At 55.4% G+C, this 24,910-nt stretch carries 24 protein-coding genes, 1 other RNA gene and 1 pseudogene; 19 read left to right on the top strand and 7 right to left on the bottom strand.

Features of this window, described 5'->3' with window-relative positions; all coding sequences use genetic code 11:
• Positions 1-35: 35 nt before the first annotated feature.
• Complete coding sequence (locus tag EDM57_RS06670) at positions 36-722, bottom strand: tetratricopeptide repeat protein (protein ID WP_122903985.1); 687 nt, start codon at positions 720-722, stop codon at positions 36-38.
• Between the two features lie 80 nt (positions 723-802).
• On the bottom strand, positions 803-2,746 hold the full coding sequence (locus EDM57_RS06675) for a beta-propeller domain-containing protein (protein ID WP_122903986.1): 1,944 nt from the start codon (positions 2,744-2,746) through the stop codon (positions 803-805).
• Between the two features lie 179 nt (positions 2,747-2,925).
• Between EDM57_RS06675 and EDM57_RS06680 the strand changes: the two genes are divergently transcribed.
• The 3 genes from EDM57_RS06680 to EDM57_RS06690 all read left to right on the top strand — a co-directional run bounded on the left by EDM57_RS06680 (position 2,926) and on the right by EDM57_RS06690 (position 5,353).
• Positions 2,926-4,458 carry a fumarate hydratase gene (locus EDM57_RS06680; protein ID WP_122903987.1) on the top strand — a complete coding sequence of 511 codons (1,533 nt, stop codon included), beginning with the start codon at positions 2,926-2,928 and terminating at the stop codon, positions 4,456-4,458.
• Between the two features lie 207 nt (positions 4,459-4,665).
• Positions 4,666-5,043, top strand: a complete 378-nt coding sequence (locus tag EDM57_RS06685) for a LysM peptidoglycan-binding domain-containing protein (RefSeq protein WP_122903988.1) — start codon at positions 4,666-4,668, stop codon at positions 5,041-5,043.
• Between the two features lie 121 nt (positions 5,044-5,164).
• Positions 5,165-5,353: a hypothetical protein gene (locus EDM57_RS06690; protein WP_122903989.1), complete on the top strand. Its 189-nt coding sequence runs from the start codon at positions 5,165-5,167 to the stop codon at positions 5,351-5,353.
• A gap of 200 nt (positions 5,354-5,553) precedes the next feature.
• Here the strand turns inward: EDM57_RS06690 and EDM57_RS06695 are convergent, their stop codons facing one another.
• Together EDM57_RS06695 and yfkAB are read right to left on the bottom strand one after the other, a co-directional pair.
• Positions 5,554-5,808: an alpha/beta-type small acid-soluble spore protein gene (locus EDM57_RS06695; protein WP_122903990.1), complete on the bottom strand. Its 255-nt coding sequence runs from the start codon at positions 5,806-5,808 to the stop codon at positions 5,554-5,556.
• A gap of 30 nt (positions 5,809-5,838) precedes the next feature.
• Positions 5,839-6,954 (bottom strand): radical SAM/CxCxxxxC motif protein YfkAB, encoded by a 1,116-nt coding sequence (yfkAB, locus tag EDM57_RS06700; RefSeq protein ID WP_122903991.1) that lies wholly within the window; start codon positions 6,952-6,954, stop codon positions 5,839-5,841.
• 78 nt (positions 6,955-7,032) lie between these two features.
• Between yfkAB and EDM57_RS06705 the strand changes: the two genes are divergently transcribed.
• Positions 7,033-7,713, top strand: a complete 681-nt coding sequence (locus EDM57_RS06705) for a DUF1385 domain-containing protein (protein WP_122903992.1) — start codon at positions 7,033-7,035, stop codon at positions 7,711-7,713.
• Between the two features lies 1 nt (position 7,714).
• A pseudogene (locus EDM57_RS06710) lies at positions 7,715-7,975 on the top strand (N-acetyltransferase family protein); the annotation flags it as partial.
• Between the two features lie 45 nt (positions 7,976-8,020).
• Here EDM57_RS06710 and EDM57_RS06715 read toward each other — a convergent pair.
• Together EDM57_RS06715 and EDM57_RS06720 are read right to left on the bottom strand one after the other, a co-directional pair.
• Positions 8,021-8,551 (bottom strand): gamma carbonic anhydrase, encoded by a 531-nt coding sequence (locus EDM57_RS06715; protein ID WP_122903993.1) that lies wholly within the window; start codon positions 8,549-8,551, stop codon positions 8,021-8,023.
• A gap of 13 nt (positions 8,552-8,564) precedes the next feature.
• On the bottom strand, positions 8,565-8,873 hold the full coding sequence (locus tag EDM57_RS06720) for a HesB/IscA family protein (protein WP_122903994.1): 309 nt from the start codon (positions 8,871-8,873) through the stop codon (positions 8,565-8,567).
• A gap of 134 nt (positions 8,874-9,007) precedes the next feature.
• On the opposite strand from EDM57_RS06720, the gene rnpB reads away from it, so the two are divergent.
• From rnpB to EDM57_RS06735, 3 genes are all read left to right on the top strand, one after another.
• An RNA gene (gene rnpB, locus EDM57_RS06725) (RNase P RNA component class B) lies at positions 9,008-9,398 on the top strand.
• Positions 9,399-9,622: 224 nt separating this feature from the next.
• Positions 9,623-11,665, top strand: coding sequence for a molybdopterin-containing oxidoreductase family protein (locus EDM57_RS06730; protein ID WP_122904325.1), 2,043 nt, complete (start codon positions 9,623-9,625; stop codon positions 11,663-11,665).
• Between the two features lie 56 nt (positions 11,666-11,721).
• A complete protein-coding gene (locus EDM57_RS06735) occupies positions 11,722-12,330 on the top strand; it encodes a hypothetical protein (RefSeq protein WP_122903995.1) in 609 nt (202 codons plus the stop codon).
• A gap of 46 nt (positions 12,331-12,376) precedes the next feature.
• Here EDM57_RS06735 and asnB read toward each other — a convergent pair whose 3' ends face one another.
• Positions 12,377-14,224 carry an asparagine synthase (glutamine-hydrolyzing) gene (asnB, locus tag EDM57_RS06740; RefSeq protein WP_122903996.1) on the bottom strand — a complete coding sequence of 616 codons (1,848 nt, stop codon included), beginning with the start codon at positions 14,222-14,224 and terminating at the stop codon, positions 12,377-12,379.
• A 134-nt stretch (positions 14,225-14,358) separates the two neighbouring features.
• Here asnB and EDM57_RS06745 point away from each other — a divergent pair, with 134 nt between their 5' ends.
• The 11 genes from EDM57_RS06745 to EDM57_RS06790 all read left to right on the top strand — a co-directional run bounded on the left by EDM57_RS06745 (position 14,359) and on the right by EDM57_RS06790 (position 24,753).
• Positions 14,359-16,110, top strand: a complete 1,752-nt coding sequence (locus EDM57_RS06745) for a LytS/YhcK type 5TM receptor domain-containing protein (protein WP_122903997.1) — start codon at positions 14,359-14,361, stop codon at positions 16,108-16,110.
• Positions 16,110-16,838, top strand: coding sequence for a LytR/AlgR family response regulator transcription factor (locus EDM57_RS06750; protein ID WP_122903998.1), 729 nt, complete (start codon positions 16,110-16,112; stop codon positions 16,836-16,838). The genes EDM57_RS06745 and EDM57_RS06750 overlap by 1 nt, the downstream gene beginning before the upstream one ends.
• A gap of 139 nt (positions 16,839-16,977) precedes the next feature.
• Positions 16,978-17,328 carry a DUF485 domain-containing protein gene (locus EDM57_RS06755; protein WP_122904326.1) on the top strand — a complete coding sequence of 117 codons (351 nt, stop codon included), beginning with the start codon at positions 16,978-16,980 and terminating at the stop codon, positions 17,326-17,328.
• Complete coding sequence (locus tag EDM57_RS06760) at positions 17,325-18,851, top strand: solute symporter family protein (protein WP_122903999.1); 1,527 nt, start codon at positions 17,325-17,327, stop codon at positions 18,849-18,851. The genes EDM57_RS06755 and EDM57_RS06760 overlap by 4 nt, the downstream gene beginning before the upstream one ends.
• 64 nt (positions 18,852-18,915) lie before the next feature.
• Positions 18,916-20,502 (top strand): solute symporter family protein, encoded by a 1,587-nt coding sequence (locus EDM57_RS06765; protein ID WP_425455778.1) that lies wholly within the window; start codon positions 18,916-18,918, stop codon positions 20,500-20,502.
• 45 nt (positions 20,503-20,547) lie between these two features.
• Positions 20,548-20,862: a hypothetical protein gene (locus tag EDM57_RS06770; RefSeq protein WP_122904001.1), complete on the top strand. Its 315-nt coding sequence runs from the start codon at positions 20,548-20,550 to the stop codon at positions 20,860-20,862.
• A gap of 79 nt (positions 20,863-20,941) precedes the next feature.
• Positions 20,942-21,064 carry a hypothetical protein gene (locus EDM57_RS23890; protein WP_281274225.1) on the top strand — a complete coding sequence of 41 codons (123 nt, stop codon included), beginning with the start codon at positions 20,942-20,944 and terminating at the stop codon, positions 21,062-21,064.
• A 77-nt stretch (positions 21,065-21,141) separates the two neighbouring features.
• A complete protein-coding gene (locus tag EDM57_RS06775) occupies positions 21,142-22,203 on the top strand; it encodes an HD-GYP domain-containing protein (RefSeq protein WP_122904002.1) in 1,062 nt (353 codons plus the stop codon).
• A 142-nt stretch (positions 22,204-22,345) separates the two neighbouring features.
• Positions 22,346-23,215 carry a universal stress protein gene (locus tag EDM57_RS06780; protein ID WP_122904003.1) on the top strand — a complete coding sequence of 290 codons (870 nt, stop codon included), beginning with the start codon at positions 22,346-22,348 and terminating at the stop codon, positions 23,213-23,215.
• Positions 23,216-23,457: 242 nt separating this feature from the next.
• The gene (locus tag EDM57_RS06785; RefSeq protein ID WP_122904004.1) at positions 23,458-24,300 is read left to right on the top strand and encodes a deoxyribonuclease IV; all 843 of its coding nucleotides are present in this window, start codon (positions 23,458-23,460) and stop codon (positions 24,298-24,300) included.
• 51 nt (positions 24,301-24,351) lie between these two features.
• Complete coding sequence (locus tag EDM57_RS06790) at positions 24,352-24,753, top strand: hypothetical protein (RefSeq protein ID WP_122904005.1); 402 nt, start codon at positions 24,352-24,354, stop codon at positions 24,751-24,753.
• The last annotated feature ends 157 nt before the right edge of the window (positions 24,754-24,910 follow it).

Consider the following 24,910-nt stretch of genomic DNA (forward strand, 5'->3'; position numbering starts at 1 on the left):
TGCGGTGTCACTTTCATGGGAAAGCAGGGGGAAATTTAGCTGGCGTGGGTCGAAGCCTTTTGCCATTCTTCCAGGCGCTTTTCCAGCTCGGAGCGGTTGAAGTACAAGGAGCTGGCCGATTTGTTCAGCAGTTGGCGAAGGTGGGTCAAGGCGTGCTCGTAATTGCCTTTGGCCGCTTCGATCTCAGCCAGGCAAAACAGCTTCCACTCCTTGGCAGAGCGTCTGCTGGCAATTAGCTGATAAGCTTCGAGTGCGCTTTCGATTTCACCCAGTCGAGCGTGCGAGCAGGCGATGAGCGCCAGCGAATCCGTCATCCCCTGGTCGCGCTGGTAAATGCGGAAGGCGACTTCCAGCGATTCGTTGTAGCGCCCGGACGAGTAGTAGACGATCGCCAGGTTGTAAAACAGGTAGTGAATCATGGCCTGGTTGAACAGAGAAGGGTGTTCCTTGCAGACGTTGATTCCTGACACAATGTACTTTTCAGCCAGTTCGTAATTGCCGATCATGATTTCATGTGTTGATTTGTCGAGCATGGCTACCGCACGCGAACGGTTTTTTCGGTAGGATGCCTCCAGCCAGCTAAGCCGTACATCCAATCGGCGCTTGTACAGATTCGCCATATATTGAAAGCGGAAGGGCCAGTGCAGGCGAATGAACATGACCAACAGCACGGCAGCCAATCCCGCCAGTGTTGAAGTCCAGTTAAGACTCAAATACTCCACGTAATGACACCCTCTCTTTTTGCGCTGCCTCTATTCCCCCATCTTAGCACAGAATATGTCCACGTTACAGACCATTCCCTTTATTTCGTCAAGGGCAAAGTTTTTACAGCTTTTTGCCCGTACAATTGCTGGGCTTTGACGATGTCGTCCGAGATGGTGTAGAGCGTCTGGTCAATCGTCAAGATTCGCCTGATGTTTTTGGAGCTCTCGTACCAGCCTTCTCCTGCCTTGGCGATGTCTTCTGGCTCCAGATGGGTAATTTTGTCGGTCAAGGTAAAGCCTTTTTCCGGATCGATCCGGTAGACGTACGCGCCCTGGAACGTAAAGTGGCCGTAGCCGCGGATGTTCTGCTCCGCCTTTTGTGCCTCCGTCCATTCGTAGACGCTGAGCGGGAAGGCGAGCAGCCCTTTTTCCCTGGAAAACAGCAAGGCTTTATGGTTGTGCAACAGTTCGGAGTCTGTTCCGCGGTCGCCGATGACGGTTTTGAACTTTTCTTTCGGCTTGCTCACGTCGCTTACGTCGAACAGTGCGATTTTCATCCCCTGGTAGTACGCCATGTCCTTGTCTGATTCTGTTTCCTTGCCGAATCCGATGATGTGATTCTCGTCATACGGATGGAGGTAATCGCTGTAGCCTGGAATTTTCAGCGCTCCCAAAATGCGGGGGGCGTCAGGCTTTTCCAGATCAAGCACAAACAGCGGGTCCACGTTGCGGAATGTCACCATGTAAGCGCGTTTTCCCATGAAACGGACGGAGTAGATACGCTCGGTGGGCGCGACGCCTTCCAGCTTGCCGTGTATGCCGAGCTTGCTGTCGAGGACGTAAATGTTGTTTTTCGAGGTGTCCGCATCAGTGCGCCACATGTTTCCGCTCGTTGTCGCGATTCGCAAATAGCCGTCGTATTCGTCCATCGAGAACTGGTTGAGAATTTGGCCTGGCACGCGGCCCTTTGCTGAAAAGGCGATTTTTCCGTCGTTCATGCCGAAGCGGTAGATCGTCGTGTCCGCGGCAAGCGGCGGAGCAAACAAACGGTCAAATGACTCGGTTTGCATCATATTGCGCTGATTCGCTTTATACTCGGTTACTGCTACGTACAGACTGGTCGGGGAGGCGTAAATGTTTTCCCCTGCCCCCAAATAAGTGGAAAGCGACAGCTTTTGCCTGGGCAGGTCGAGATTGACGCCTGCCACCATCAGGTAATTGGGCTGCAAGCTTTCCGGAAAATAACGGATGTCGCTGTACGGAACGGGTTGATACTGTTCGCCGAAGGCACTGTCGCGATAGGCGGGGCCGGGAAGCTCCGTTTTTTCCTGCAAAATCCGGTAGGTGTCGATGGAGTTGTTGGCCGTCAAGTACAGGCTGGAACCGATTTTGCGGGAGGACAGGTACTGCCCTTCCACTTCCAGTTGTCGGATCAGCCGCGGATTTTCTTTGTCCGCGATGTCGTAAACGAGCGCTTTTACCAGCTGGTTGTTGCGATAGTACGGGATGGCGCGCTTGGAAGCTGGCAAGGGAGCCAACTCGACGTAGTTGTCCGCCTGGCCGATCACGATGAGTCTCTTGTCGTCGACGAACATCTCCAGTGGGGTGAACTGGCCGTCCTCATAGCTGATCCTGCTCGTCACGCGCATCTCTTGGGCCGGGTAGGCTTTGACAATGCGCACTTCCCGATTCGTTGACTGGTACAGATAGGTGCCGTCCGTCTTGACGATGTCGGCTTCATCGACGCCTTGCACCTGCGTATTTGTCACCGAAAAATCCGGGGCTGCTGTACTTTTGGCGGCATCCCCCGCTTGCAGGGCAGGAGCCATTGCGGGTATGCCCAATTCGAGTTCTGCATAGGTGTTGTTGGCCACCGATTTTTTCAGCAGTTTCTTGAATTTCTCGTAGGTACCGACGACGGGCAATTCATCTTGCGCTGCCGCGGTGACAGTCGGCTCCTTGATCGAACCTGCCGGCAGCAAAAACGGCAGCGCACACAGTACGAAGGCCGTCACGACAAGTCCCGCTGCTTTTTTCTTCATCTCGATCCCCTCGCATCTAATTCTTGGCAGGATGTGCGTTCAATCATAAGACGCAGGATACTGCTTTAACGTTTCACACAGTCTTTGGCCCGCAATCTACGGACAGGGGGGAGAGCGTGTGCTATAATAGTAGGCGGTTTAAGCTACCATTCACAATTACGTCAAAAGGGGCGTCATAGATGGAAAACTTGAAGCAAAGCATTCTGGAACTCATCACGGATACGTCAACGAACTTGCCGCCAGACGTGCGTCGCGCTGTCAATGCAGCCAAAATGAAAGAAGATTTGGGCACACGTGCAGCACTTTCTTTGTCTACGATTGCGCAAAACGTCGTGATGGCCGAGGAAAACGTTTCTCCGATTTGCCAGGATACGGGAATGCCGACATTTGAGGTGAAAACTCCGGTTGGCGTCAACCAGCTCATTATCAAAAAAGCGATCAAGGAAGCGATTGTCGAGGCGACCAAAACAGGCAAGCTGCGTCCCAACTCCGTTGACTCCCTGACAGGGGCGAACAGCGGGGACAACATTGGGCCAGGCACTCCGGTCATTCATTTCGAGCAGTGGGAAGAGGATGAAATCGAGATCAAGCTGATCCTGAAAGGCGGCGGCTGTGAGAACAAAAACATCCAGTATTCCCTGCCCTGTGAGCTGGAGGGTCTGGGCAAAGCGGGCCGCAACCTGGATGGCGTGCGCAAATGCATTTTGCATGCCGTCTACCAGGCACAAGGACAAGGCTGCAGCGCCGGCTTTATCGGAGTAGGTATCGGTGGCGACCGCACTTCCGGCTATGCGCTGGCGAAGCATCAACTGTTCCGTCCTGTGGACGATGTCAATCCGAACCCGGATCTGGCCGCTCTGGAAAACTACATTATGGAAACAGCGAACCAGCTCGGAATCGGTACGATGGGCTTCGGCGGAAACTCGACCCTGCTCGGCTGCAAAATCGGCGTGGAAAATCGTCTGCCGGCAAGCTTTTTCGTTTCCGTCGCCTACAACTGCTGGGCGTTCCGCCGTCAAGGTGTGCGTCTGAATGCAGAAACAGGCGAAATTATCCGCTACCTGTACAAGGATGAGAAAGTCGAAATGGATGTGACTCCTGCCGCAGCAGCAAGCGAAAAAGCCGAAGGCCGCCGCGAGGTTGTCCTCGAAGCGCCGATCTCGGAAGAACAAATCCGCAGCCTGAAAGTGGGCGACGTCGTCATCATCAACGGCGAAATGCACACAGGACGCGATGCTCTGCACAGCTACCTCATGGATCACGACTGCCCTGTGGATCTCAATGGCGGAATTATTTACCACTGCGGCCCGGTCATGCTGAAGGATGAAAACGGGGAATGGCACGTAAAAGCGGCCGGACCGACAACCTCCATCCGCGAGGAGCCATACCAGGGCGAGATTATCAAGAAATTCGGAATCCGCGCTGTTATCGGAAAAGGCGGAATGGGCGCAAAAACGTTGAAAGCATTGAACGAGCATGGCGCTGTCTACCTGAACGCCATCGGCGGTGCGGCTCAGTACTATGCCGAGTGTCTGGAAAAAGTAGAGGGCGTGGACTTCCTGGAATTCGGTATTCCGGAAGCGATGTGGCATTTGCGTGTGAAAGGCTTCGCCGCCATCGTCACGATGGACTCCCACGGCAACAGCTTGCATGCCGATGTCGAGAAATCCTCCCTGGAAAAATTGGCGCAGTTTGCCGATCCGGTATTTTAATAAGACTCGCAAGTTTTCCTGATGAAAAGCCTCTGGCGACACCTTGTGCGCCGGGGGCTTTTTGCGTGCCTTGCCCATCTTGGCCTGCAACGGCGAATATACTGGGTGTACACCCATCTTTGCAAAAATAGGTATTGGTTTAGCTCCTCTCTCTCCGGGCGGGCATAGGCTAGAAGCGAACAAGAAAAGATAGAGGGAGTGAGCTTCGTGAACTATACAGTCCGTGCGGGAGATACATTGAACAGTATCGCCGCCCGCTTTGGCGTCCCGGTTCAGGAATTGATCCGCGTCAATAATATCGCGTATCCGTACTACATTTACGTCGGGCAAAACCTGTACATCCCGATTACAGCAACGCCTGCACCAACGAGTGATGTGGAACGGAGACTGACGCGCGTGGAAAATCGTGTGGATGCGCTGCGCGAAGACTATACGAAGGTAGACGATCGCGTGGATCGCCTGGAAACGCGCCTCAACCGTCTGGAAGCCCGCGTAACCCGTTTGGAGCGGCTCGTGCCCGGACCGGCGCCGACACCGACGCCAACGCCCCGACCACGGCCGACAACGACTCCGCGCCCGCGCTAGGCTACGGTGCCGTCCTGCCATCCTTTCTTTTGCAAGGGGCTGACAATTTTCCCGCTTCGCCATTGCCCCATGGCCCCAAGCTGCATAAGGTGGTACTAGAGGATTACGAGGAGGTGCGGCCATGCTAGGGTTTAACGGCAAAAACCTCAGACACCATTTCATGGGCGTCTATGGAAAAGTGGTGCAGATCCGTGAGCTGGTGGAAGTTATCGATCAAGTATTCGATTCCTTTCACAAAGTAAACACCATCAGCAAGTCGATGCTGGGCCAACGCAAGCCGAGTGCGAAAAATCTCGACAAACTCAGATGACGACAAGACGCCAGACAGCCAAAAAACCGCCTCCAAACCATTTTTCGGGGCGGTTTTTATGTACATAACTTTCGCTTGTGCTGGCTCAGCTTTCGTTTGGCAATCGGCAAGGGGCTTGCTGACACAAGTACGGACAATCGCTCGCAAAAAAACCCCGCCGCTGGCAAGCAGAAAAGGCGGGGTTCCAAGGTGTGAGGCGTTTACAATTTTTTACTCATGGCTTGCGCGGCCATCCGCACCAATTCCTTTACCATGCTGCCGCCCAGTCTGCCGCCGATCCGGCCTGCGTCATGTGCGCTTAGCTGGCCGTTGTAGCCGCGCTGCAACGGGACGTGAAGCTCGGAAGCCACTTCATACTTGGCCTGGTTCGGATCTGCGACATGGGCGACTCGTGCCTTCAGGGCATCGAGCCCCTCTCTGGCACCTGGGACGAGAGGACGCTTTCGTCTGCTCATCATCATCACCTCTCGTCCTAGCGTGCCCAACTAGACGAGGGCCTTGCGCGCGGTGAAGTTCGTCTCCGGGTAGTAAGTGTTGGCAACGAGCAGGTTTGGCCCTGCGCATTTGGCCGCCGGACAGTAGCAGTTGATTTTCTGATTCAGGGCATGGCGCTGCCAGATGTCAAACATCGTCTGCAACTGATCGTTCTGAATATTGCCGAGCGGCTCGACATCGCCGAAGTCGGTGACGATCACATCCCCAGTAAAAATGTTGATATTCAGGCGATTCCGACCATCCGGATCGTTGCGGGTGGTCACGTTTTTCGCTGTCCGCAGCCTTTGGATCAGCTCTCTGTCTGCCGGATCGGGGCTGCATGCGAAAAACGGCAATGTCCCGAACAGCATCCACAAGTTTTCGTTGCGAATGTCGAGCATCCGGTGAATCGCCTGGCGCAGTTCATCCAACGACAGCACGTTGAGATCGCGGGCAAAGTCGCTGGCGTACATCGGGTGCACCTCATGCCTGCGGCAGTCCATCTCCTGAATTTGCCGGTGCAGCGTATCGAGCTTGGGCCACGTCCGATGATTGAGCATCGTTTCCGCCGAGACGAACACGCCTGCCGCAGCGAGCTTGCGGGAATTTTCCATAATCCGCTCAAACTGCGCTTCGGCCTGTTTGCTTGAAACTGTTTGCCTTGCTTTTGCGTAGACAATATCATGGAATTCCTCTGGCGAAGACCAGTTCCAGGAAATGTGCATCACATCTATGTAAGGCAAAATCAGCTCATAGCGGGAAAACGGCATGGACATGTTCGAGTTGATCTGTGTGCGCAATCCGCGGTCTGCCGCGTAGCGCAGGATCGGCAGGATGACTTCTTTTACAGTTCGCTCGCTGTACATCGGTTCTCCGCCTGTTATACTTAGCGTAAGCAGATCCTTGGCTTCGTCCAGACGGCGCAGGATCAGATCGACAGGCAGGGCGGGGTCGTCCTTGTATCGCAATGTATCGCCAACCGCGCAATGCTCGCAGCGGAGATTGCACAGATTCGTTACCGTAAATTCCACGCTGGTGAGCTTGTATGCGGGCGGTGTCGCATTAAACAACGGCTCCCATGGATCGTGAAGCGGTGTGATTGGTGTTGTTGGAACCATGCGGATCAATGGTGGAAACCTCCTTCATTCTGCGTACAACTCAACCTATTATAACGACATTGGAGCGGAAGGAGAATAGCTAACGGCATGATTATGGGGATGTCTTTTGGACGCGGTGTGCTTTTTCATGATCGGAACGTGCTTGCTTGTGCGGAAGTAAAAGACGGCGTCATCCATACGTGGGCGGAAAAAATGACACTTAAGACGATCGGCAAGCTGTGGTATCGGATTTTTTTCTCCTTTCCCTGGTATTATCAGCTTTTTCACCTTTTGCTCGCCGGTTATGTGGCCGCCGCTCTGGTCAATCCGGGGTGGGCGGTTGTAGACCCGATGTGGGTCGCGGTGTATGTCGGCGGCTTTCACTTTGTGTTTCCTAAAATGATGAAAAAATTTCACGGTGCAGAACATAAAGTTTTCAGCTATCCGGGCAAAAAATCGCTTGCTGCCTTGCCGCAAATTGCGAAAGCGGATATTGTCAACGCGGGATGCTCGACAAATCTGGTGGTCTGGTTTTTCACCGGATTTTTGCTGTCGGTCTGGTTTTTGCCGCTTGCGGGAAGCATTGCCTGCGGCGTGGGCGGCCTGTTGGTCGGGATGTTTGGAGATCGCTACGTGCGCAAATATTGCGGGGTGCTCTACAAGCTGTCCGCTTTTTTTCAAAAGCATTTCACGACAAAAGAGCCGGATCGTCTGCACCTGGAGACAGCGATTCGCTCCTATATGCTGTTTGAGCATATTCGCGAAGTGGAGCGGCAGCGATCCGCCTGAACACGAGGTGGAGTTTGGCGTCGGCGTCCTGCAAGCTTTTTGGGGATATGGCATTGGGAAAAATTTGTTGCAGGAATCCATTGCGTGGGCGGAGCGAACTGGCGTGAAAAAAATGACGCTGCACGTCCTGGAAACGAATGAGAAAGCGATCCGGTTGTACGAGAGGCTTGGCTTTGAGGTGGAAGGTGTTTTGAAAAAGGACAGACGCCTTTCCGACGGCAATTACTACAATACGATTGTGATGGGGAGGTATCACGATTAAAAAGGTCGAGGGCAACGATGTCCTCGACCTTGCTTTAGCAATATGCTACCGTTCCAGCGGGTTTTCTTCCAGCTTGCGGTACAGCTTGCCTTTGTCCACATAAGACTGGCGGATGCGCACCAGCTCTTTTAAGTCTGTTTCGGTAAGCTCCCGCTTGACCTTCGCCGGGTTGCCGACGACGAGCGTGCGGGGCGGCACCTTCATGCCGGGAGGGACGAGGGCGCCGGCAGCGACCATCGCTTCTTCGCCGATTTCGGCGCGGTCCAGCACAATCGCGCCCATGCCGATCAAGGCTCCGCGGCGGACGATGCAACTGTGCAGGACGGCATTGTGTCCGACCGTTACTTCGTCTTCGAGAATCAACGGATTGTTCGGGCTCTGGTGCAGGGTGCTGTTGTCTTGTACGCTCACCCGCTTGCCGATGACAGTCGGCGCAATGTCGCCGCGAATGACGGTGTTGTACCAAATGGAAGAATCCTCGCCGATTTCCACGTCTCCCGATACGACGGAGCCTTTGGCGAGGAAAACAGTTGGATGAATCTTGGGCTTGCTGTTTTCGAACGAAAGCAGTAACATAATAACCTCCTGGTCAGTGAGTATGCGAGCAATCAGCCGCTTGCGGCCGGGGGTGGCGAATGGAAAAACGTCCCGTGACAGGATCGCAGTCAATGACAGTCCCAACGAGCTTGTCCACGTCTTGTGGCTTGTAAAAAAAGCGGACTTCGTTGATGACCTGGACCTGATCGTGTTTTTCCGCTTCGGTAATGGCGATGCTGTAGGTAAAGCTGCCGCAGCCTGTCGTTGTCGGAACAAGCCTGATCCCCAGCTCGTTTGCGTCGTGCTCTTCCGCGATCATGAGGGCAAGGCGTGCTGCTGCCTGCGGGGTAATGGTTATCACGGTCAACCCTCCTTGTAGCCTCTTTATTGTACTACAGGTTGGCAACAGGATCGAATGGGAACAACCCAGTTTTTGCTGGTTGACCACACTTTGGGCACATGTTAGAATGTGTAATACTGATTCTGAAAGGCAGGAAATGCGGGTAGCCGCTGCCGCAATCGTTTCGGCGATTGGCGGTAGAGGAAAGTCCAGGCTCGCCCAAGCTGAGATGCTTGGAGTGTTCGTACCTGGCGCAAGCCAGGGCAGTGAGGCTTTAAGCCTCGCTGACGGCGTGGAAAGGGCTCTCCCTGAGGCCCGAGTACGCTGAAAGTGCCACAGAAACGTAGCTTTTCTGGCGACAGAAAAGATGGAACGCGGTAAACCCTGCGAGCGAGAAACCCAAATTTGGTAGGGGAACCGTCCTGAAGGAATCAAACGGAAGGGACGGATGGTATCTTCGGATGCCATAGATAGATGGCTACCGCTCTTGGTGCGAGGGATGCGTCCCGCTTGCAGCACGGGAGAGACAGAACCTGGCTTATAGCATTTCCTGCTGGATCGAATACACGAAAGACAAACATCCCGTCCTGCTTTTGACAGCGGAACGGGATGTTTTTTCGTAAATTTGCGGGATTCAGTTATTTGGGGTTTCCCCGTTCATGCTACAATACATAGAAAAAGAAGGTTATTCGATCTGGTTACGTGGAATTGCAGCGTGTGCCAGCCAGCAGCATACACCGAAAAAAGCAAAGACGAAAGAGGGACCTACCGTGACTTTTACACAAGAGGAAAATGGCGTATTTCCTGCCGTCTGCTCCCTGGATTGCCCGGATCAGTGCGGACTGCTGCTTCACAAGCAGGATGGCAAGCTGGTGAAAATCGAGGGCGATCCGAACCACCCGGTGACGAAGGGAAACATTTGCAACAAAGTGCGCAACATGGCGGCGCGTCTGTACGATCCAAAGCGGCTGACCCATCCGCTCAGGCGAGTCGGGAAAAAGGGCAGCGGCGAATTTGTCCGCATCACCTGGGAGGAAGCAATCGAGACGATAGCTTCGCGCTGGCGCACCCTGATTGACACGGACGGCCCCGAGTCCATCCTGCCGTACAGCTTTTACGGAAACATGGGCCGCATCAACGTGGAAGGGATGGATCGGCGCTTTTTCCACCGCATGGGCGCGAGCATTCTTGACCGCACGATCTGCAACAGCGCAGGAGCGGTTGGCTACAACTATACGATGGGCGGCGCTTTCGGCACGGACCCGGAGGACACCGTGCACGCCAAGCTGTTCATCATGTGGGGGATCAACGCGGTCAGCACGAACATGCACCAGGTCGTGCTTGCCGAGCAGGCGCGGAAAAACGGCGCGAAAATCGTCGTCATCGACGTCCATAAAAACCAGACGGGACGCTGGGCCGACTGGTTCATCCCGATTTTGCCCGGAACCGATACCGCTTTGGCACTCGGACTTATGCACGTCCTGTTCGCAGAAAACTTGGTCGATTCCGCCTTTTTGCAAACGTACACGGTCGGACACGAAGAACTGAGAGAGCACGTAAAAGCGTACGACCCGGCTACCGTGTCTGCGATCACCGGCGTCCCGGTTGACGATATTTACAAGCTGGCGCGTTTGTACGGCCAGACCTCGCCTTCCTTCATTCGCATTGGCAACGGCATTCAGCATCACGACAACGGCGGCATGTGCGTGCGGACGATCGCCTGTCTGCCCGCGCTCACCGGACAGTGGCTCGTGCGGGGCGGTGGCGCGATCAAGGGCAACAAAGGATTTTTGGAGCACAACAAACACGCGTTGCAGCGGCCGGACCTGCTCAAAAACAAAAACACCCGCGTCATCAACATGAACGAGCTGGGCAAGGCGCTCCTGGAAGCGAATCCGCCTGTGAAGTCGCTGTTTGTGTACACGTCTAATCCGGCCATTGTCGCCCCGGATGGCAACAAGGTCAGACAAGGGCTTGCGCGGGAAGACTTGTTCACTGTCGTCCACGATCTGTTTTTGACCGAGACGGCGCGCTATGCCGACATCGTGCTCCCCGCGACGTCCTCATATGAAAACATGGACTTTTACACAAGCTACTGGCACCACTACATTCAACTGCAAAAGCCAGTCCTTGCCCCGTATGGCGAGAGCAAGTCCAACACGGAAGTATTTCGCTTGCTCGCCCTTGCCATGGGCTACGATGAGCCTGCTTTCCGCGATTCCGACGAGCAGATGATTCGCCAGGCGCTTGCGGGTCACGGCAATCCGCATCTGGAAGGAATCGACTTCGACGCGCTCGCCAAACACAACTACATGAAAGCCAAGGTCGATTCGTACTTTGCAGGCCGCCTGGCAACCCCGAGCGGAAAAATCGAGCTGTATTCGCAGGCGATGGCAGACAGAGGCTATCCGGCCTTGCCGACGTATACTCCGCTGGTGGAGGACGGCGACTATCCGTATCAATTTGTTCCCGGCCCCAACCATAACTTTTTGAACTCGACGTTTTCCAATAACGACAGGCACGTCCAAATGGAAAAAGCTCCCCGCCTGCATATGAACAGCGCAGATGCCCGTGCCGCAGGGATTGCGGATGGGGATACGGTGCGCGTCTGGAATGATCGGGGAGAATGCGAACTGGTTGTCTCGGTCGGGGAAAATGTCCTGCCCGGTGTGGTCGCAAGCCAGGGCTTGTGGGCAGACGCCCCGCATGCCAAGCATTACGTGAACGCACTGACCCCTGATCGCCTTGCTGATATGGGCGGCGGCGCGACTTTTTTCTCCGGGCGGGTGGCCGTTGCCAAAATCGCCAGGTAAAAAGGGCGTACTAGCATAAGCCCTTCTCCATACGGTTTATGGAGGAGGTGAAATGATTGGATGAATCGCGCTTGTTCAAGCAGTTTATCAGCTCGGCCGAGCAAGTCTGGACACAGATCGCCGCGTCGCCGCGCGGAAAAGTCGTCTACACGGTAAATGGCGTCGATTACACGCCTTTGCCTGACAAGTACAATACGAAGCGGAAAATCTCCCGCATTTTTCGCAGGTATTGGGGAAAGCAGTTGACAGAGACAATGATTCGCAACCTCGGTCTGCGGGTGCTAAAAGGGAAGCTGTGTATTCCGTATAGGCCGATTCCGCCGCTTCCTTGCATCGTACAGTCCATTCAGGTTAAAGGCAACCGCCCCAACCAGCGATTGGTGGCAGCCATTCTCGTCGGTGGAGAAAAGAAGACGAGAGTGGATTACCGCTTGATCCGCGCGGGAGATACCGATTCGTTTACAATCATGAAGCGGTCCGGTCGTGAGGGTGACATCCGATACCGTCCGTCTGTGGAAGCTCCGAAGGCAGTGTCCATGCTGGCAACGAATTCCGCCGGGAAGCCCGTGCCGAAGCCGATGCTGCATCCTGCGGCGAAACCAGGGCCAAAGCAGGCCAGAAAACCCAAAAGAAAAGGAAAGAAACGGCTCCTCAAAACCCCATGAGACCATGGGGTTGAGGAGCTTTCGTTTTGGCAAGCAAGCAATCACCCTACGCCCTGATCGAGACGCGATAGGCGCGCAGCCAGTAGTCCATCTGGCCGAGATAGGCGAACAACTGCGGTGTGCTCATCAGTTGACCGAAAAACGGAATGCTCGACGCCTGGGCGTCCGACTCGGCAATTTTGCGGATGACGGGGACATCGACAAGCTGCAACAGCGGCGAGCCGGGGTCGTTCAAAATATCCAGCAGCCAGGTGCGGACGGCTTCGGTGTAGGACGGGTTATGCGTTTTCGGATACGGGCTTTTTTTGCGGTACAGCACTTCGTCCGGGAGAATGCCTTCCATCGCTTTGCGCAAAATTCCTTTTTCGCGGCCGCCGTAAGTTTTCATTTCCCAGGGGATATTCCAGACGTATTCGACAATCCGGTGATCGCAAAAAGGCACGCGGGCTTCCAGACTGGCCGCCATGCTCATCCGGTCCTTGCGATCAAGCAAGGTGTTCATGAACCACGTCATGTTGAGATAAAACATTTCCCGGCGGCGTGCTTCCAGCGGGTCCTCACCGGGCAAGTGCGGCACTTCGTCGAGTGATTCCGCATAGCGCATCGCGACGTATTCCTCCGGTTTGACCCAGGCACGCAGCTCGGGCGACAGCCACGAGGCCCGTTCCTTGACTGCCCGCGACCAAGGGAAGGTGCCCGCGTGCAGCAGTTCTTCCCGGTGAAACCACGGGTAGCCGCCAAACACTTCATCTGCGCATTCTCCCGAGAGGACAACGGTCATCTCTTTTTTGATTTCGCGGCAAAACAGGTAGAGCGAGGCGTCCACGTCCGCCATTCCCGGCAGGTCGCGGGCGAGTGTGGCGGTTTTCAAGGCGTCGACCAGGTCAGCCGTATCGAATTTGATCGTGTGGTGCTGCGTGCCAAGGTAGCTGGACACGAGCTGCACGTATGGCGCATCATCGTTTGGCTGGAAGGCGCTCGCTTTGAAATGTTTGTCATTGTCTACATAGTCGATGGAGTAGCTGTGGAGCGTCCCGCGTCCTTCTTTTTTGAAGTGCGCAGCAGCCACAGCGGTAATGATGCTTGAATCCAGTCCCCCGGACAGGAGGGTGGCGACAGGGACGTCTGCTACCAGCTGACGCTCGATGGCATCGACGACCAGTTCCCTGACGCGCGCTGTCGTCGTGTCCAGGTCGTCCGTATGCGGACGGCTTTCCAACTGCCAGTATCGTTCCTGTTTGACCCGGTCGCGCGTGACGGTGAGAAAGCAGCCCGGCCGCAGCTCGTGCACGTTATGGAACACGCCATGTCCCGGCGTGCGCGCCGGACTGATGCCAAACACCTCTGCGAGTCCTTCCCGCGACAGCTCCGGCCGCACCTCGGGGTGGGCGAGCAGCGCTTTTAATTCGGAGGCGAGCAAAAAGGAACTGCCTCTCTGCGCGTAAAAAAGCGGCTTGACACCCAGGCGGTCGCGTGCGACAAACAAATGCTGCGCCCGTTCGTCCCAGATCGCAAAAGCGAAAATACCGTTCAGCCTGGAGAGGCAGTCAGTGCCCCACTCCAGGTACGTATGCAGCAGAACCTCTGTATCGGAATGGGACTGAAAAGCATGACCGCAGGCGATAAGCTCCTGCCGCAAGTCCTCTGTGTTGTACAGTTCCCCGTTGTAAACAATCGTGCAGGCATGTTCGCTTTTGAGAGCCGTCATCGGCTGCTGCCCGCCAGCCGGGTCGACCACGACGAGCCGACGATGGCCGAGAGCAGCCCGCGGAGTGAGCCAAAAGCCTTCGGCGTCCGGCCCGCGATTGGTGAGGCACTGGGTCATTTTTTGCAGGATCGGACGCTCCTTGGAAACGTCTTTTTCCCAATCAATCCAACCTACGATTCCACACATCTTTTCCCTCCCCCTTCCGATGAGTTTTGCACACTCAGCGTATGCAAAACGCCCAGCCAGATTGTCTGTCCGGCAGGGAAATGAGGGTAAAATGCGGAATTTATAGAAGATTTCAACACAAGCAGGAGGAAGCCGTGGACAATCTCACGCTGCTGCTCATCGAACGGATGGGCATTCTCTTGACACTTGCGTTTATTCTGACGCGGATACCGCTGTTCCGGCAGCTTTTGGACAGGGAGCTGCACCTTGGAACTTCCATCGCCTTTTCCATGATGTTTGGCCTGTTTGGCATCGCGGGCACGTATGCGGGCGTGACGGTGCGCGAAGACGGATACATCCCGAGCTTTTGGATTTTTCCGCTTGCAGGAGAGGAGATCGTGGCGAATTCCACGCTGGTCGGCGTCGTGATCGGGGGGCTGTTGGGCGGTCCGATGGTCGGGCTCGGAGCGGGGATTATTGCCGGTTTGCACTTGTATCATCTGGGCGGCTTTGCTGCCGTTCCCATGGGCTTGTCTGTTCCGCTCACAGGGCTTCTGGCTGGCTATGTGGCGCGTTTTTTTTCGCAGGAGCGGGTAATTTCCCCCTCCAAGGCACTGTTTATCGGCATGTTCGCTCCTGTGATCCAGATGTCGTTTGTGCTGATTATGTCAGGACCGCCGGAGCTGGTTCGCACGATGGTCAATGTGATCGGCATCCCGATGGTGCTGACCAACAGCATCTCGATTGCCATTTTTACAACGATGATTCGCGTCGCCCTGCAGGAAGAGGAACGCTCTGCTGCGCTGGAGTCGGAGCGTGCGTTTACGATTGCCGAGCGCATCTTGCCGCAGCTGAAGATGGGGCTGACGCCGCAGACGGCGCAGGCGGCGGCACTCGTGTTGCAGCGCGAGGCAAAAGCGATTGCGGTCGCTGTGACGGACCGGGAGCGTTTGCTCGCCCACGTCGGAGCAGGAGCCGACCACCACTTCCCCGGAGAAAGGATTCAGAGCGACCTGGAGCAGCGTGTGCTGGCCAGCGGCTCCATCGACAAGGGCGTGGGCAGGGAGGTGCTCGGCTGCAAGCGCAAGCAATGCCAGCTGCAAGCCGCCATTCTCGTCCCGATCAAGGAAGGAGACAGCGTCGTCGGCTTAATCAAGCTATATTTTCGCCGTCCCCAGCAAATCGGGAAAGTCCAGGAGGCACTGGCAAAAGGGCTGGGCAACCTCATCTCCAACCAGTTGACGCTCTCGCTCGCCGAACAGATGAAAGGGCTGATGAAGGACGCGGAATTGCGGATGCTGCAAGCGCAAATTCACCCGCATTTTTTGTTCAATACGCTCAATTCAATCGTGACCTTGATCCGGATCGACCCGCAACTCGCCCGCCACATGACGATCCAGCTGGGGGTGTTTATGCGCTTCAACCTGAAGCTTACGTCGAGTACGCTGGTCACGGTTGGCCAGGAGCTGGAGCACCTGCACGCCTATTTGGAGATTATCCGCATCCGGTTTGCCGAGCAGTTTGCCGTCCATATGTCTGTCGATCCCGGGGTGGAAGACGCGCTCATGCCCCCCGGTACTTTGCAGCCGCTAATTGAAAACTGTATTCACCACGGCCTGCGCGACATGGGAGCAGGCGGGGAAATCCGTCTGCACATAAAGCGGCAAGGCGCTTCCATCGTTTTTACGATTGAGGACAACGGCCGAGGGTTTCCGGAAGAGCTGCTTCCGCTTTTGGGGAAAGTCCCGATGGAGCGCAAGGACGGAAACGGGATCGGCGTTCACAACGTCAACCAGCGGCTCATCAGCCTGCAAGGCCCGGATGCCCAACTGCATTTTGCCAACAGACCGGAAGGCGGCAGTTCGATTACATTTGCCATTCCCATCAAAAAAGAGGTGAGTGCCTGATGCCGATTCGCATCATGATTGCAGAAGACGAACGACTTGCACGGGAAGAGCTGAGCTATTTGCTGCAGCAGGAGGGGGATGTCGAGCTGCTTCCCTACGCGACCAACGGCCGGGAACTGCTGGAAATGGTCGACGAGCATGAGCCGGACGTCGTTTTTCTCGATATGAAAATGCCGGAAATGGAAGGAGCGCAGGCTGCGAGAATGCTGGCCGCCCGCAAGCCGCAGCCGCTCATCGTTTTTTGTACGGCGTATGAGACGTTCGCCGTAGATGCCTTCAAGCTGAACGCTGTCGATTATTTGCTGAAGCCGACGGAGCCAAAGCGGCTGGTGGAGACGATGCAGCGCATCCGCGAGCGGCTGGGCAAGCCGAAGCCGGAGCCTGCTGTCACCAGGCGCTCCAAGCTGATTGTGGAGGACAACAGCAGGCTGGTGGTGATCGACCCGGCTACGATTGTCTACGCGGTGCGCGAAGAACGGCTCGTTCGCATCATTACCCAGACCGATGCGTATTCCACGCGGATGACGCTGACACAGCTGATGGACAAGCTCGCCGGCTACGATTTTTTTCGCACGCACAAAAGCTACCTGGTCAATCTGCACTATGTAAGCGAACTGGAACCGTGGTTCAACGGCGCCTACAACCTGTTGCTGAAAGGCGAAGCGAAGACGCGCATTCCAGTGTCCCGTACATCCGCCAAAGATTTGCTGAGACGCCTCGAAGAATGAGCCTGTTGCAGATCGCGATGCAAAATCAGCCGTTGACGCACGCCCCCAGACATCTTGCGCGAAAAGCCACACGAACAAAAACGGATTCCTTACAATATAGGAAGCGCTTACATTTTTGTTTGAAGAGGGGGAGATTCCGATGAGCAAGCCGCTTTCGGTGCGAAAAGCACAGGGTCAGAAGCAGGATAGCAGTGATTACACAGCGATCATCCAGTCAGACACCTTCAAGGAATTGTTGCGCAGCAAACGGGCATTCATCCTGCCATCTTCCATTTTTTTCTTTGTGTTCTACTTTACTTTGCCGATCTTGACCTCCTATTTCACCGTGCTCAATCAGCCGGCGATTGGCGCGATTTCGTGGGCGTGGGTGTTCGCCTTTGCCCAATTCATCATGACCTGGGGCCTCTGTATTTTGTACACGAAGAAGGCCGCGCGCTTTGACGAGCTGGTGGAAAAAATCAAGCAAGAGACAGGGGGCAGAGGCGAATGAATGTAACGGCATTTCTCCTTTTTCTGGGAATCGTCCTGCTTACGCTGGTGATAACGTATTACGCTTCCAAGCGGACGAATACGACAAGCGAGTTTTACACGGCGGGCGGCGGGCTGACCGGGTGGCAAAACGGGCTTGCGATTGCCGGCGACTACATGTCTGCGGCTTCGTTCCTTGGGATCGCCGGAATGATTGCGTTGAGCGGGTTTGACGGCTTTTTTTACAGCATTGGCTTTCTCGTCGCCTATCTTGTCGTGCTGTATCTGGTAGCGGAGCCGTTGCGCAACCTCGGCAAGTACACGATGGCGGACATGATCGCTGCGCGTTTTGACAATAAGCAGGTACGTGGTGTGGCCGCGCTGAACTCCATCGCCATTTCGATTTTTTACATGATCGCCCAGCTCGTCGGGGCGGGGGCGTTGATTAAGCTGCTGCTCGGGCTGGAGTACACGACCTCTGTTTTGATTGTAGGGGCGCTGATGACGGTCTACGTCGTGTTTGGCGGCATGACGGCAACCTCGTGGGTGCAAATTGTCAAAGCCGTGCTGCTCATGGTCGGCACGTTCGTCATCTCGCTGATGGTCTTTGCCAAGTTTGACTTCAATCTGCTGACGATGTTTGAAAAGATGAAAACGGCGACACCGCTCGGGGAGCAGTTCCTCAATCCGGGCAACAAGTTCAAGGTCGGGCTGGACACGATCTCGCTCAACCTGGCACTGGTGCTGGGCACTGCCGGACTGCCGCACATTCTGATTCGCTTCTTTACGGTAAAAGACGCGACGACGGCCCGCAAGTCTGTCGTCTACGCCACCTGGATTATCGGTCTCTTCTACATCATGACGATCTTCCTTGGCTTTGGCGCAGCGGCGTTTGTGGGAGCGGAAAACATGGATGCGGCCGGAAACATGGGCGCTCCGCTGCTCGCACAGTCACTCGGCGGCAACTTCCTCTTTGCATTCGTGTCCGCCGTTGCCTTCGCGACGATTCTCGCCGTCGTGGCCGGACTGGTGCTGACCGCAGCCTCGGCGTTTGCGCACGACTTTTACGGACATGTCATCCGCCAGGGCAAAGCGACGGAAAAAGAGCAAATGAAGATGGCAAAATGGGCTTCCATCGGCGTTTCGGTTGTGTCCATCGTGCTCGCGCTGTTTGCGCAGAAGCTGAACGTGGCGTTTCTCGTCTCGCTTGCCTTCGCTGTTGCGGCCAGTGCCAACCTGCCCGTTATTTTGTTCACCATTTTCTGGAGAAGGTTTAACACGACAGGGGCAATCAGCGGCATGCTGGTTGGACTGTTCAGCTCGCTGATTCTCGTGGCTTTAAGCCCGAATGTCTGGAATCCGGTCGCCGGAAAAGCGATTCTGGTCGGAGAGGCGCTGTTCCCGCTGCCGAATCCGGGAATCGTCTCCATCCCGCTCGGGTTTTTGGCCGCCTGGATTGGTACGCTTCTGTCCAGTTCGCGCAATGATGCGAAGTACGATGAAATTTTGGTGCGGGCGAACACAGGAATAAAGGAGTCGGCGTAGAAGCAAATACGCAAGGAAGCTCCTGCCAGGCAAAAGCTCAGGGTGATTCCCTGGGCTTTTTCTTATGGCGCGGGGAAAGGAGAGCAGGTCCGTGACGACAATCATTTTCTTTCTGGCTGTCATAATCGGAACGATGGCGATTACGTATTCGGCTGCCAAACAGACGGGAACGACCAGAGATTTTTACGCGGCCGGCAACCGCCTGACAGGCTTGCAAAACGGCATCGCGATTGCCGGCGACTACATGAGCGCAGCTTCGTTTCTCGGCATCGCCGGGACCATTGCCATGTACGGCTTTGACGGCTTCGTGTACTCCATCGGTTTTTTTGTCTCCTATCTCATTATTTTGTTTCTGATCGCGGAGCCCTTGCACAATCTGGGGCGCTACACGCTCGCCGATGCGATTGCCGTACGCTTTGACTGTTTGTGGCTGCGCGGAGTGGTCGCCTGTACGACGCTGCTGATTACGATTTTTTACATGATCGCGCAGCTCGTCGGGGCGGGGGCGCTCATTCACTACTTGCTCGGCGTCCACTACGATACGGCGGTGATGATTGTCGGCAGCCTGATGACGTTTTACGTCGTCTTCGGCGGGATGGTTGCGACCTCGTGGGTGCAGATCGTGAAGGCGATTTTGCTGTTGACAGGGACGCTGATCCTCAGTCTGATCGTCTTTTCCCGATTTGGCTGGAGTCTGTCGGAGATGTTTTCCCGCGTCAGCACGATTACGCCGTTGCAGGAGCAATTTTTGCATCCGGGCAACCAGCTGAATGATCCGCTGGAGACGATCTCGCTGCATCTCGCCCTGATTCTTGGAACCGCCGGGCTGCCGCATATTATCTCCCGCCTGTTTACGGTCAAGGATGCGGTAACGACCCGTTCCTCGATCTACACGGCGACGTGGGTGATTGGCGCGTTTTATTTGCTGACGATTTTTCTCGGCTTTGGCGCGAGCGCGTTTGTCGGGTATGAGGCGCTGAAAAATGTCGGCTTCGGCGGCAATCTGACGGTGACGCTGCTCGCGGATGCGCTCGGCGGTGAATTTTTGATGGCTTACATCGCCGCTGTTGCCTTTGCCACGATTTTGGCCGTTGTGACCGGGCTGGTGCTGTCCGCCTCGTCCGCTTTTGCCCACGACGTCTACAGCCATCTGATCCGGCGCGGGCTGGCTTCGGAAAAAGAGCAGGTGGCGATGGCCAAATGCTCGTCGGTTGCCGTCGGCTTCGCTTCGATCTGGCTGGCAATCGGCGCGGAAAAAATGAACGTCGCCATACTCGTCGGACTGACCTTTGCCATCGCCGCCTCGGCCAATTTGCCGCTCTTGTTGTTCACGCTTTACTGGCGCCGCTTTACGGTGCGCGGGGCAATTTGCGGCGTATTGACAGGGCTGATCGCCTCTGTCGTGCTCGTCGTGGCCGGACCGACCGTGATGAATCCACAGACCGGATTCATTTTGGCTGAACCGATTTTTCCGTTGACCAATCCCGGCTTGATCTCGATTCCGCTGGGATTTCTTGGCGCTGTGCTCGGTACGCTGCTGGATCGCCGCAAGCCTGACGCAGAAGCGCATTACGATCGCGTGCTGCTCCAGGCGTTGACGGGCATTCGGGCTTCGCAGACGCGGGCAGCCCGTCATCCGGATTCTGCATAAAAATTTGTTCCTGCTCCACCCTATAGGGGAAGGGGGAGAGACAAATTGGGCCAGAAAAAGGAAGCAGATGCTGTTTCAACCGATCAGCCTGACGTTTACGAGCGAGCGCGGATCGCCTTGAACGATTTGATCGCAGAATTGTGCGATGCCTTGGACGAGGACGACACCGAATCTTTCAAGCGAAAAGGATACGAGATGATCGGGCACTATTTTCGCCAGCCCGTCAATACGGGCGATCTGACCTTGATCGTCGCCTCGGTGCTTTCCGACATTTTGTACAAGCTGGAGCTGACCCAGCAAGGCGATGACGTCTCCATGGTGCGCGACGAGTACAGCATCATGAAAAAAGAAGAGGAATAACGATGGATGCCTGGTCATTCGCCCACCATCAAACAATTTGTGCATGCAAATGCCCGGATTGTTTGATGGTGGGCTTTTCTTGCTGGATCGAAAAGGCAAGCAAACCGATGGCTCCCGTGGAACAGCGGCGGGGGATGGCAAGGGTGATCCGCAGGGAATTTTGGCTGCAAAAGTCCTTTTTTTGCCGGATCGTTCATCATAACCACTGCAAAACATGTTTTTCTCATGCGAAGATAGGGAAAAGCATCAGGGGGAGAAGGAATCAGGAGGATTGGCCTCATGAGATACGTTAGCGTAGAGCAAGTTGAGCCTGGGGATGTGCTGGCTCGCAGCATTTATACGAGCGAGGGCTTGACGCTTTTGCAGAGAGGCGTGCAGCTGACCGTCGGCATGATAAACAAACTGCGGCGCTTTGGGGTGACGATGCTCAGTATCAAAGACCCTTTTTTCGACGAAGTGAAGGAACAGGAGGTCGTGACGGAGACGACACGAAAAGATGCCATTCGCAATCTGTCAGGCGCCATTTCGTGCGTCCAGTCCGGCAAGGAGTTCGATGTTCGCGGCATTCAAAAGTCTGTGGGAAGCATCGTCGAAGAAACGTTGCGCAATCGCAAGGTGCTGCTCAATCTGGGGGAAATTCGCACCGCGGACAATGCCCTGTACATCCATTCGCTCAACGTCTGCATGATGGCGACGGTCATGGGCGTCGGGCTTGGCTATAGCACCACACAGCTGAAAGAGCTGGCAATCGGAGCGCTTTTGCACGACATCGGCAAGCTGTCGGCGGACAAGGAAGCGCCGGAGTACAAGAAAAACAGCATGAAGAATCATCACACTTGGAAAGGGTTTGACATCCTGCGCAAAAAGCACGAGATGAGCATCGTGTCAGCACACGTGCCGCTCCAGCACCACGAATGGGTCAACGGAACCGGAATCCCACGCGGACTGGGCGGCGACGAGATTCATGAGTTCGCCAAAATCGTGGCGATCTGCAATTTTTACGACAATCTGATCTCGCCGTTTTCCGAGGAAGAGGAGACGCTGCCTCCCTACGAGGCATGCGAGCGGATTATGGGCTTTGCGGAAAAACGCTTCGACCATAAAATGGTCATCCACTTCCTGCGCTCGATTGCGCTGTACCCGATCGGCACGTCGCTCAGGCTGAGCACAGGCGAGGTCGGAGTCGTCATCGATCAAAACCGCGGCCTGCCAGCCCGCCCGGTCGTGCGAATCATCCGGCGGGAGCAGCAGTCGAAGCGGCGGATCGCAGACGACCACGAGATTTGCGATATTGATCTGGGCGCGGAACCTACCATTTTTATTACAGGAGTAATGGAATAAAGAAGCTTAAGGGTTTTTTCGATGCCAAGATCAGGGAATTCCCCTACATACATCACCAGCGTGCCAAGTCTACAATAAAATTAGGCAAAAAGTTTCAGAAATCGACTTTTTGCGACGATGAAAGAAGGAAGGACGTGTTCTTATGTCCCGTATTCTGGTACCAGTAGATTTTTCTGCACAGTCTGTTCAGGCGGTTCGCTTTGCACTAGCGTACGCCAAAGATAAGCATGAGCTGACACTGCTTCATGCCATTCCTCCTTTTCCATCCCGCAACGTCGTCCGCAAGCTCGGACAAAAAAGCGTGGAAGATTTCCAATTGGATGAAGCGCGAGAAGACTTGAAAAAGTTTCTCACGATTGTCGAAGAGGCGGAAGTTCCTTACGAACTGGAAATCGAGTTCGGAGAGCCGCATGAAGTGATTGCGAAGCACGCGACAAAAGGGGAGTATGCCGCGATTGTCATGGGGACACACGGATACGGCCGGATCACCGGATTTCTTTTGCAAAGCGTCAGCTACCCGACGATTCACGATGCACAGCTCCCGGTGTTCCTCATTTCCGAAGAGACCGATGCCAGCCGCTTCCCATGGCAAAAAGTGCTGATTGCCGTGGACGGCTCCGAGCAGGCAAAAAACGCTGCACAAAAGGCGATTGCTTTGAGCGAGGGCATTCCGGGTGTTTCCTACCTGCTTCTAAGCGTCGTGACACCACCTGCCGCTTATGCCGGCGTGTACGGCGTAGGCTGGGAAAATACAGCGACACTGGAGAACTGGGGAAAAGAAACCATCCGCACTTGCGAAGAAGTGCTGGAAGCGGCGCAAATCCCATATGAAAGCAAGGTTGTAATCGGCGATCCGGCGACCGTGATTCGCCAGACCGCCCAGGAGGAACAAACTGGCCTGATCGTGCTCGGACACCACGGGCTCGGCGGCATCGCAGGCACGCTGCTCGGCAGTGTTACCTTCAAAATGATCCACCGCACCAAAACACCGCTTTTGATCGTCAAATCGTAAGTTCACTTGTGAACAGACAAGCTGTCCGTACACCGGGCAGCTTTTTTGCGCCCGCCAGCACAGACAGAGCCGGACTTCCGAATGATGCGGGAGCTTCCCCCGTGGACACCGACTATGACAGCGCGTCTTCCAGCCTCAGCGTCAGCCCCTCTGCATCGGTTAGCGGTAAAGTTTTCGCACGACGATTGAGGATGAGCGGTCAGGGGCAAAATGGGAAAAGCGAGCGAGGGGGCGAGGAACGCATGAAAATCGGGTGTCACGTCAGCATCCGCCACGGCTATGCGGAGGCGGCGCGAACCGCCCTGCGGCAAGGAGCAGCGTCGTACCAGTTTTTCCCGAAAAACCCGCGCAGCCTGGGGGTCAAGCAGTTTGATCCGGCTGATGCGGCGGCTTGCCGCGCTTTTTGCCAGGAACATGACTTGCTGTCGATTGCCCATACGGCCTATCCGGTCAATCTGTGCGCAGAGGACGACGAGCTGGCAGAGGTGACTGTGCAGTCGGTTCGCAACGATCTGGAAATTGCCGAGGCGTGTGGAGCGCTAGGCGTAGTCGTCCACTTCGGGCAGTACAAAGGAACGGATGTGCTTGCCGGCTACAGGCGGATGATTCAACTGGCGAATCAAATCCTGGACGGCTGGAGTGGACAGGCCAAGCTGCTGATCGAAAACAACGCGGGGCAGGGCAGCCGGATGGGTACGACGCTGGAGGAGCTGGCGCAGGTCCGGCAGCTGCTTGCCGAGCCGCAGAAGGTCGGTTTTTGTTTCGATACGTGCCACGCGTTTGCCAGCGGGCTGTGGGACGGAAAAAACTGGAGCGCGGTCATACAGCGCATGGAGGAACTGGACTATTTGCCATATTTGTCCGCTGTGCATCTGAATGATTCGGTTTACCCGACTGGATCGTTTCGGGACCGGCATGCGCGCATCGGACAAGGGATGATCGGGAACGAGGCTTTTTATGAGCTGTTGCACACGCCGCAGCTTCAAGGCTTGCCGATTGTGCTGGAAACAGCGCGAGAGTCAGGCGGAGGGCATCGCGACGAAATCAGGCACGTTCGTCATCTGGCGACCAATTGGCAGGCTTGACCAGATTGTGGTACAGTGTGTAAGGATGTTGTCAACAAGGGAGGGGTACCGATGGCAAAACGGGTCAAAGTGACGATTCACGATTTTGCTTCGCTGAAAGAGAATTTGAACAACCCGGAAGAGCTGGCTCTCTACGAAGCAGCCAACGGGAACATATACGATGCCACAATCGAGCACGACGGCTACGCTGTCATTGATGTGACAGAGGACGACTACATTGAGCTTGCACCGGGCGAGTACCAGCTTATGATCGAGGAATGGACCAATGCCGGGCAAATCGGTGAGTTGACCTTGCAAACGAAGTCAGATCCGGCAGACGACACAGCGCTGTTGTATCGCAGCGTCGACGCGTCAGGGCAAGAAGTGCAGCCGCCGCAATCGCTGCCGAAGCAAGTGGTGGAGCTGGTGGCGAAGACCTGGTTTGGCAAGGCGCCAAAAAAGGTCGAGGAGTAAGGCAATCATACAAGTACGGAGAAGGAGCGCTAGAGTGACAGCGCTCCTTTTTTCTCGCCGATTTCTCTTTTCCCGCAACAGACGGTTATGGAAGCACCGTTGATGTCGAAAAAAGCAGACAGATAAAAATCGAAGCAGGAAGAGTCGCAGTCGTTGC

The sequence above is a fragment of the Brevibacillus gelatini genome, assembly GCF_003710935.1.
Classification (GTDB): Bacteria; Bacillota; Bacilli; order Brevibacillales; family Brevibacillaceae; genus Brevibacillus; species Brevibacillus gelatini.